The sequence below is a fragment of the Skermanella sp. genome (genome assembly GCF_059503625.1).
Genome location: NZ_JCACHA010000013.1, coordinates 1 through 4,545 on the forward strand (window position 1 = coordinate 1; position 4,545 = coordinate 4,545).

Consider the following 4,545-nt stretch of genomic DNA (forward strand, 5'->3'; position numbering starts at 1 on the left):
CTCTTCCCGGAATGCGAAGCGGACAAGATGGCGGGCTACTACGTCCTGTAGATTGGCCATCTGAGCGTCATCAGGAGAAGTCAGCGTCAGTTTCAGGATGCCATCGGCGGCATTCAGGCGGCATTCGCCGATGTTGAAGGCTATTTGTCCGGAATGCTGGTCATAGGTGACCGGAAGCTTGTGCTGAAAGTGCTTGCAAAGCTGTTGCAGATACTTGCTGCTGTTCGGCGTGGCGATCTCGGCTACGCTTACCGCCTGAGAAATAGAGGGCGATCGTTCGTTCATCAGCTTCGCTCCACGGTCTGGGCCGCCGCATCGAGGGCGGCGGCGATGTTTTCGGCGGCATTCTGGTCCAGAGGGCCGCGCTTCAGGCGCAGGCGCATGGCAAGCTTTAGGTTCTCCATGGCGCGCACCACCGGCGCCGGCACGGAATCTCCGCCGGCGCCGCCGGCCGGGCCGCTGCGCGATAGCAACTCGTCCGCTGCGGCGCGGTTGGCGACGAGGAAGGCTTCTCCCTCGGGCGTGATGCCGTAGCGCTTGCGCCCCGCTTCCTCGACGTCGATGGCGGCGTAGCCCATGTCGTCGAGCCAGGACAGCGTCGGATAGATGACGCCGGGGCTGGGCGTGTAGCTGCCGCCGAAGCGCTCCTCGATCGCTTTCATCATTTCATAGCCGTGGCGCGGCCGCTCGGCGATCATCGCCAGGAGAAGCAGCCGGAGATCGCCATAGTCGAAAAGCCTGCCGCCGTGGCGGCCGCCGCGATGGCTTTTGTGATGCGGGCCGTGGTGCGACCCATGATGCGGGCCGTGATGTGGATGATGATCCGACAGGTCGCCGGAATGGGCGAAACGACGGTCGAAGCCGTCCATGTGTCTGTGTCTCATCTTCCCGATATAAGTCCAGATATATCGGGAATCAAGATATATCTGGACTTATATCGGGAAGATGGGCATGCCGCAGCCGCACAGAAAAACGGCCCGCTCCCGGTTGGGTAGCGGACCGTCCAGTTATTCAATGGAGGCGAGGTATGCAACGTACGATTATATAACCACGACCCAGCATTATGGGTGCAAGGCGCATTGTGAGTTAGCCGTATGGGTAACTTTAGGTTGCATTACAGATAAAAATGCGCGGACATTATCTTCAATCCGGCATCTTCGATCCGGCTTTTCTGAACGATTGTTAATTTGGGCCGCTCAGGATCGGCACGTAAGATCCGCACCGAAGCCTTGCGGCTTCAGCCGCGTGATTTTTCGGGAGAGTCCACCATGACTCCGCAGGAAAAAGAACTGATCTCCTCGCTGATGGGCAAGCTGAAGAAGGCCGGGAACGAGCCGCAGGACTTGGGCGCCGAGGACGTGGACACCGGGCAGGATCTCCAAGGCGACGACGGCTTCGGCGGCGATTTCGGCGGCACGGAAGACATCTGAGACCGGAATCATATTCTTCACATGGGGAAGAGGTTATACCGGAAAAATCAAATACGGAGAGTTCAAAGGCATGTTCGTAAGCTTCTTCCCCGCGCCCCGCTTGTTCTTCGGGTCGGTCGTGCTGTGGATCGCGATCTGCGTGGCCGTCTGGTACATGGGGGCCGATTCCCTGGGCGAGTGGTTCGGACTGGGCGAGGTCGCCGCCGAAGAGGGCGCCCGGACGGTCGGCGTCGAAGTCTTCTGGTCGCCACCCTTCCTGTGGTTCTACATCTATTATACCGTCGCGGTCGCGATCTTCGCGGCCTTCTGGATGTGGTTCGCGCCGCATCGCTGGGCGCACTGGTCGATCCTGGGATCGGCGCTGATCCTGTTCGTCACGTATTTCCAGGTTCAGGTCAGCGTCGCGATCAACGACTGGTACGGCCCGTTCTACGACCTGATCCAGACCGCGCTGGCCAAGTCGGGGCCGGTTACGGTCGAGCAGTTCTACCTGTCGCTGCTGGACTTCGCGGGCATCGCCTTCATCGCCGTTGCGGTCGGCGTGCTGACCCGGTTCTTCGTCAGCCACTATATCTTCCGGTGGCGGACGGCGATGAACGACTACTACATGTCACACTGGGGCCGGCTGCGCCTGATCGAGGGCGCTTCGCAGCGCGTTCAGGAAGACACCATGCGGTTCTCGACCACCGTCGAGGGCCTGGGCGTCAGCCTGATCACGTCGGTCATGACGCTGGTTGCCTTCCTGCCGGTGCTGCTGCGGCTGTCGGAGTCCGTGAAGGAACTGCCCCTGGTCGGCGAAGTCCCGCACGCTCTCGTCGTCGTCGCCATTCTGTGGTCGGCCTTCGGGACCGCGTTCCTGGCGCTGGTCGGCATCAAGCTGCCGGGGCTGGAGTTCCGCAACCAGCGGGTCGAGGCGGCCTACCGCAAGGAGCTGGTCTACGGCGAGGACCATGCCGACCGGGCGAGGCCGCCGACGGTGGCGGCTCTGTTCAACAATGTGCGCCGGAACTATTTCCGGCTGTACTTCCACTATATGTACTTCAACGTCGCGCGAATCCTCTATCTCCAGACCGACAACATCTTTCCCTATGTCGTCCTGGCCCCGACGATCATCGCGGGCGCGATCACGCTGGGGGCGATGAACCAGATCCTCAACGCGTTCGAGCAGGTCCGGTCGTCGTTCCAGTACCTCGTCAATTCCTGGACGACGATCGTCGAGCTGCTGTCGATCTACAAGCGCCTGCGTGCGTTCGAGGCGGCCATCGTGGGCGACCCGCTCGATGCGATCGAGCAGGTGGCACCCTCGACGGTCTGAGTGCTTGGCGCGGGATCGGCGCGGGGTCAGAACTCCTTGCCGATCCTGCGGTCCACCGACAGGCGGCCGCCGCCGTGGGCGGCGAAGAACAAGGTCATGCCGACCCACAGGATCGACTTTTCCGACCCCGACCAGCCCTGATCCTTGAAGATCCAGTGATAATAGATCGTCACCAGCAGGATGATCGACGTCGCCACGGCAGCCGGCCGGGTCAGCAGGCCAAGGGCCAGCAGCAGACCGCCGAAGAACTCCGAGAACGACAGCAGCGGCGACCAGAAGGTGCCGGGCACGAAGCCAAGGCTCTCGACCATTCCGACCGCGCCGAACGGATCGGTGACCTTGCCGTAGCCGTGGGTCATGAGGGCGCCGCCCGCGATCACGCGCATCAGCGCGAACGTCAGATCGCCAAAGGCCGCATAGACCCGGCGAAGCGGCGGAATGATCAGGTGTGTGCCGTACGAAGTAGATCCGTTCAAGGAAGCCATATTCGGTGTCCGAGCCTTCATCTGTGATGGACTATCGGGCCGAAGGGTAGATTAAGCTTCCCTGTTGTGCAACGCACAACGGATCTGACCTTCACGCCTCCTGCCCTATCACTCCGCGCCGGATCTGGTCTTCCTCGATGCTTTCGAACAAGGCCTTGAAGTTGCCTTCGCCGAAGCCCTCGTCGCCCTTGCGCTGGATGAACTCGAAGAAGATCGGGCCGATTACCGTCTTGGAGAAGATCTGGAGCAGCACCTTGGTCCGGCCGCCGTCCACCACACCCTCGCCGTCGATCAGCAGGCCCAATTCCCGCAGCCGCTCCAGCGGTTCGCCGTGGTTGGGCAGGCGCCCGTCCACCTTGTCGTAGTAGGCTGCGGGGGGAGCCGGCATGAACTCCAGCCCGCGCTCCCGCAGGTTCGCCACCGTCTCGTAGATGTCGCGGCAGCCGCTGGCGACGTGCTGGATGCCTTCGCCCTTGTAATCCTTGATGTATTCCTCGATCTGGCTCTTCTCGTCGGCGCTCTCGTTGATCGGGATGCGGATCTTGCCGTCAGGGCTGGTCAGCGCCTTGGAGAACAGGCCGGTATGGCGGCCCTCGATGTCGAAGAAGCGGATCTGCCGGAAGTTGAAGAGGCGCTGGTAGAAGTCCGCCCAGACGCCCATGTTGCCGCGCCGGACGTTGTGGGTCAGGTGGTCGATATAATACAGCCCGGCGCCGGCCGGCTTCGGCTCCCGCTCGCCGGTCCAGAAGAAATCGACGTCGTAGATCGATCCCCGGTCGCCGTAGCGGTCCACGAAATAGAGCAGGCTGCCGCCGATGCCCTCGATCGCCGGAATGTTGAGTTCCATCGGGCCGACCCGCGTTTCCACCGGCTTGGCGCCCAAGCCGACGGCGCGCTTGAAGGCGTGCCCGGCATCGGCGACGCGGAACGCCATGGCGCAGGCGCAGGGGCCGTGCTGCTCGGCGAACCGGCGGGCGAAGCTGTCGGCTTCGGCGTTAACGACGAAGTTGACCTCACCCTGGCGGTAGAGCGTCACGTCCCTGGAGCGGTGCTTCGCCACCGCCGAGAACCCCATGGTCTGGAACAGGGCGTGGAGCTTTTCGGGTTCGGTCGAAGCGTATTCGACGAACTCGAACCCGTCCGTGCCCATCGGGTTCTCGTCGGAGATTACGGCTCGCGGTGCGTCGTGCGGATATGGACCCATGGTGCCCTGCTCCCTGCTCGCTGCTAAGACCTCCCTTTCAAACTTGTGCAGCGGGCAGGGCATTATCAATGATCGGTGATCCTTCTCGTCATGCCGGCATGACGAGAAGGA

At 62.2% G+C, this 4,545-nt stretch carries 6 protein-coding genes; 2 read left to right on the forward strand and 4 right to left on the reverse strand.

The window, feature by feature from the left end; translation table 11 throughout:
• On the reverse strand, nt 1-285 hold a 285-nt coding region (locus tag AC5JJ6_RS00300; protein WP_496040123.1), incomplete at its 3' end, for a DUF2218 domain-containing protein.
• Complete coding sequence (locus tag AC5JJ6_RS00305; RefSeq protein WP_496040124.1) at nt 285-869, reverse strand: PadR family transcriptional regulator; 585 nt, start codon at nt 867-869, stop codon at nt 285-287. The genes AC5JJ6_RS00305 and AC5JJ6_RS00300, both read right to left, overlap by 1 nt.
• A gap of 399 nt (nt 870-1,268) precedes the next feature.
• Between AC5JJ6_RS00305 and AC5JJ6_RS00310 the strand changes: the two genes are divergently transcribed.
• A complete protein-coding gene (locus AC5JJ6_RS00310) occupies nt 1,269-1,430 on the forward strand; it encodes a hypothetical protein (RefSeq protein WP_496040125.1) in 162 nt (53 codons plus the stop codon).
• Between the two features lie 70 nt (nt 1,431-1,500).
• Nucleotides 1,501-2,745, forward strand: a complete 1,245-nt coding sequence (gene sbmA, locus AC5JJ6_RS00315; RefSeq protein WP_496040126.1) for a peptide antibiotic transporter SbmA — start codon at nt 1,501-1,503, stop codon at nt 2,743-2,745.
• A 26-nt stretch (nt 2,746-2,771) separates the two neighbouring features.
• Here the strand turns inward: sbmA and AC5JJ6_RS00320 are convergent, their stop codons facing one another.
• Together AC5JJ6_RS00320 and hppD are read right to left on the reverse strand one after the other, a co-directional pair.
• The gene (locus AC5JJ6_RS00320) at nt 2,772-3,230 is read right to left on the reverse strand and encodes a DoxX family protein (RefSeq protein ID WP_496040127.1); all 459 of its coding nucleotides are present in this window, start codon (nt 3,228-3,230) and stop codon (nt 2,772-2,774) included.
• A 91-nt stretch (nt 3,231-3,321) separates the two neighbouring features.
• On the reverse strand, nt 3,322-4,434 hold the full coding sequence (gene hppD, locus AC5JJ6_RS00325; RefSeq protein WP_496040128.1) for a 4-hydroxyphenylpyruvate dioxygenase: 1,113 nt from the start codon (nt 4,432-4,434) through the stop codon (nt 3,322-3,324).
• Nucleotides 4,435-4,545 lie beyond the last annotated feature (111 nt).